Annotated in this window: 2 protein-coding genes; both read left to right on the plus strand. The window is 74.4% G+C overall.

Going from position 1 to position 4,755, the window contains the following annotated elements; genetic code table 11:
* Positions 1 to 20: 20 nt before the first annotated feature.
* A complete protein-coding gene (locus tag D7318_RS32175; RefSeq protein WP_268987374.1) occupies positions 21 to 3,761 on the plus strand; it encodes an SDR family NAD(P)-dependent oxidoreductase in 3,741 nt (1,246 codons plus the stop codon).
* A gap of 84 nt (positions 3,762 to 3,845) precedes the next feature.
* The coding region (locus D7318_RS32180) for a beta-ketoacyl synthase N-terminal-like domain-containing protein (protein WP_183091714.1) at positions 3,846 to 4,755 on the plus strand (910 nt) is incomplete at its 3' end.

The following is a 4,755-nucleotide window of genomic DNA, read 5'->3' on the forward strand; positions in this document are numbered from 1 at the left end:
TGGAGTGGTCGGGGTCGGGTGTGCGGTTGTTGGAGGAGTCGGTGGTGTGGCCTGAGGTGGGTCGTCCTCGGCGTGCGGGGGTGTCCTCGTTCGGGATCTCGGGCACCAACGCCCACCTCATCCTCGAGGAGTCACCGGTCGCGGAGACCGAGGAGGAGGGCGACCCCTCGCCCGACGAGCCGCTCCCCGGCGCGCTGCCCTGGCCGCTCTCCGCCAGAACGCCCGAGGCCCTGCGGGAACAGGCGCGGCGGCTACGGGAGTTCGTGGTCGAGCGGCCCGGGCTGCGTGCGGTGGATGTGGGGTTCTCGTTGGCGACGACGCGTGCCGCGTTGGAGCATCGCGCGGTGGTGATCGCCGAGAGCCAGGACGAACGCCTCGCCGCCCTCGACGCGTTGAGCGAAGGCCGCCCGACGCCGGACGCGCTCACCGGCACCGTGCGCGGCGGCGACGCCCGCCCCGTGTTCGTGTTCCCTGGGCAGGGGGCGCAGTGGCTCGGGATGGGCGTCGAACTCCTCGACGTGTCACCGGTGTTCGCGTCGCGGATGGCGGAGTGCGGGCGTGCGTTGGGCGCGTTCGTGGAGTGGGACCTGGTGGAGGTGTTGCGGTGTGGTGATGGGGGGTGGTTGGGGCGGGTTGATGTGGTGCAGCCGGTGTTGTGGGCGGTGATGGTGTCGTTGGCGGCGGTGTGGCGGTCTCATGGTGTGGAGCCTGGTGCGGTGGTGGGGCATTCGCAGGGGGAGATCGCGGCGGCGTGTGTGTGTGGTGCGTTGTCTCTTGAGGATGGTGCGCGGGTGGTGGCGTTGCGGAGCAGGGCGTTGCGGGTGTTGTCCGGTCGGGGTGGGATGGTGTCGGTGGCCGCGCCTGTCGGGGTGGTGGGGGAGTTGATCGGTGCGTGGCCTGAGGTGTTGTCGGTGGCGGCGGTCAACGGTCCTGGGGCGACGGTGGTTTCGGGTGAGTCGGGGGCGTTGGAGGAGTTGCTGGCGGTGTTGGGGCGTGAGGGGGTGCGGGCGCGGCGGGTTCCGGTGGACTACGCCTCCCACTCACCCGCCGTCGACGAGCTGCGCGACGAAGTACTGGCCGCCACGGCGGATGTGCGGTGGCGATCGCCCCAGGTCCCGTTCTGTTCGGCGGTGTCGGGCGGGCTGGTCGAGGCGGGTGGGCTCGATGCCGCCTATTGGTTCACCAATCTGCGGGAGACCGTGCGGTTCGAGGACGCGGTGCGGGAGCTGGCCGGGCGTGGCTTCGGGTCCTTTCTCGAGATGAGCGCCCATCCGGTCCTGCTGGTCGGCATCGAGGAGACCCTCGAAGACGTCGGCGTTCCCGGCCTGGTGGTGGGCTCGCTGCGCAGGCACGACGGTGGGATGCGCCGCCTGATGACCTCACTGGCCCGCGCCCACACCCATGGCCTGGCCGTCGACTTCACCCCGCTGCTCCCCGGCGGCCACGCAGTCGACCTCCCCACCTACGCCTTCCAACGCCGCCGCTACTGGCTCGAAGGCCCCGCCCGCCAGGAGGCCGCTCCCGCCCCGGTCGGCGCCGACGCCCGCTTCTGGGAGGCCGTCGAACGCCGCGATGTGGCCGCCCTCGCCACCGACCTCGCCGTCGCCCCCGACGCGCCGCTCGCCACCGTTCTCCCCGCCCTCGCGAATTGGCGCGCCCGGGGCCGCGACGAGTCCACCGTGGACGGCTGGCGCTACCACATCACCTGGAAGCCCGTCCCCGAGGACGCCAACTTCCCCGATCCGACCGGCACATGGCTCCTCGTCACCCCGCCGGACGACGCCGCGGCGGCCGAGGTCGCGGCCCTGGCGGCCACCGCGCTCGGCGACCGGGGAGCCACGGTCCTGACCGTCGCGCTGACCGCGGACCACGCCGATCGCGCGACGCTCGCCGCCCATCTGCGCGCCGCGCTCGCCGACGCGCCCGCGCCCTCCGGCGTGCTCTCCCTCCTCGCCCTCGACGAGCGGCCGCACCCCGCCCACCCCCGGCTCACCACAGGGCTCGCCCTGACCCTGTCCCTCGCCCGGGCCCTCGAAGGCCCCGCCCCTGGCGCCCCCCTGTGGCTGGCCACCCGGGGCGCCGTCGGCACAGGACCCGCCGAGCCACCGCACCGCCCGGCGCAGGCCATGGCCTGGGGCCTCGGCCGGGTCATCGCCCTCGAACACCCGGCGCGCTGGGGCGGGTTGATCGACCTCCCGGCCCCTCCCACCCCCCTCGACGGCCGCGTGCTCCGCCGCCTGTGCCGCGCCCTTGCCGCCCCCGGTGGCGAGGACCAGCTGGCCGTGCGCCCCCGAGGCACCCTGGCGCGACGGCTCGTCCCCGCCGCCCCGGCCCCCGCCCGCCGCAGCTGGCAGCCGCGCGGCACCGCGTTGATCACCGGCGGCACCGGCGTCCTTGGCGGCATCCTCGCCCGCTGGCTCGCCGCCGAGGGCGCCGAACACCTCGTGCTGACCGGGCGGCGCGGCCCCGCCGCCCCGGGCGCCACGGAGCTGGCCGCCGAGCTGCGCGCCGCGGGCGCCCGGGTGACCGTCGAGCCATGCGACGTCGCCGACCGCGACGCCCTCCGCGCCCTCCTCGAACGCCTCGCCGACCGCGACGAGACGCCCACCACCGTCATCCACGCCGCCGGGGTCGCCGACCTCACCACGGTCGAGGCCACCGGACCCGACGCGTTCGCCCGTGGCATGGCCGCCAAGGCCGACGGTGCTCGCCACCTGCTCGAACTCCTCGACCCCGAACGCCTCGACGCCCTCGTCCTCTTCTCCTCCATCGCGGGCGTGTGGGGCACATCCGAGCACGCCTCGTACGCCGCCGCCAACGCCTACCTCGACGCCCTCGCCGCACACCACCGCGCCCTGGGCGTCCCCGTCACCAGCGTCGCGTGGGGCGTGTGGAACGCGTTCCCCGGCGCCGAAGGGAGCGACGCGGGCCGGGGCGGGATCATGGAGACCGCCGACCCCGCCCTGCTGCACCGGCGCGGCATCGGCCTGATCGAGCCCGGGCTCGGCCTCGCCGCGCTCCGGCGCGCCCTGGACCGCGACGAGACCGCCGTCAGCGTGGCGCCGATGGACTGGAAGCGCTTCTTCCCGCTGTTCAGCGCGGCGCGCCCCCGGCCGCTCTTCCACGACCTGCCGCCCGTCGCCGCCCTGCGCGCCGAGGCCCCCGCCGACCCGGCGGAGCCGAACGCGCCCGGCGACGGACTGCCGGGACTGTCCGAGGTGCTCGGGCTCGCCGGGGCCGACCGTGAGGAGGCGCTGCTCGGCCTTGTGCGCGGCGTCGCGGCCGACGTCCTCGGCCATGACACGCCCGAACGCGTCAAGGCCGAACAGGCCTTCAGGGGCATCGGGTTCGACTCGCTCACGGCGCTCGAACTGCGCGACAGGCTGGGCGCCGCCACCGGGCTGCGCCTCCCCGCCGCCCTGGTCTACGACCACCCCACCCCGCTTGCGATCGCCCGCCACCTGGCCGACCAACTCCCGGGCGGCGAAGGGCAGAACGGGAACGGCACCGGCGGAACGCTCCTCAACGACCTCGACCGGTTCGCCGAACGGCTCACCGCCACGACCCCGGAAGGCGACACCCGGCTGCGCGCCACCGTCCGCCTGCGCTCCCTCCTGGAGACGCTCACCGGAACCGGTACCGGGATCGGTTCCGGAACCGGTACCGGCGGCGGTCACGACGCCGACGACATCGTCGCCGGGCTCGAAGCCGCGAGCGCCGACGCCGTCATGGCGTTCATCGACGACGAGTTCGGCGCCTGACACCGGCGCTCCCCCCCACGCACCACCCCACGCCCCCCACGACCCCACTGCGACGACATCCCCGCGACCAGAGGGCAGGCACCGATGGCGGATCAGGACAAGCTGCTGGACTACCTCAAGCGGATCACGGCCGATCTGCACCGTACCCGGGGCGCCCTCAGGGACCACGAGGCACGCGCCAACGAGCCCATCGCGATCGTGGGAATGGCCTGCCGTTTCCCCGGAGGCGTGGGCTCTCCCGAGGAGTTGTGGCAGCTGGTGGCCGAAGGGCGGGACGCGGTCGGCCCGTTGCCGACCGACCGGGGCTGGGACCTCGACGCCCTGTACGACCCCGACCCCGACCGGCCGGGGAAGAGCTATGTCCGCGCGGGTGGATTCCTGTACGACGCGGGGGACTTCGACGCGGGCCTCTTCGGGATCTCGCCGCGCGAGGCCCTGGCCATGGACCCCCAGCAGCGCCTCCTCCTGGAGACCGCGTGGGAGGCCGCCGAACACGCCCGCATCGACCCCACCTCGCTGCGCGGCACCCGCACCGCCGTCTTCGCCGGCTGCACCTACCAGGAGTATCGCGCCCGGCTGCGCGACGCCCCCGACGGCCTCGAAGGCCACCTGGTCACGGGCGGCCTCGCCAGCGTGGTGTCGGGGCGGGTGGCGTATGCGTTGGGTCTCGAGGGTCCCGCGGTGACGGTGGACACGGCGTGTTCGTCGTCGTTGGTGGCGCTGCACCTGGCGTGCGAGGCGCTGCGCCGCGACGAGTGCTCGATGGCGCTCGCGGGCGGCGTCACCGTGATGAGCACCCCCAACACCCTGACGGGGCTTGCCCGTCAGCGGGCGCTGTCCCCCGACGGCCGATGCCGCGCCTACGCCGCTGATGCGGATGGGTTTGGTTTGGCTGAGGGTGTGGGGTTGGTGGTGTTGGAGCGGTTGTCGGATGCGGTGCGGTGGGGGCGTCGGGTGTGGGGTGTGGTGCGGGGTTCGGCGGTGAATCAGGATG

Source organism: Streptomyces radicis (genome assembly GCF_003626575.1).
Classification (GTDB): Bacteria; Actinomycetota; Actinomycetes; order Streptomycetales; family Streptomycetaceae; genus Streptomyces; species Streptomyces radicis.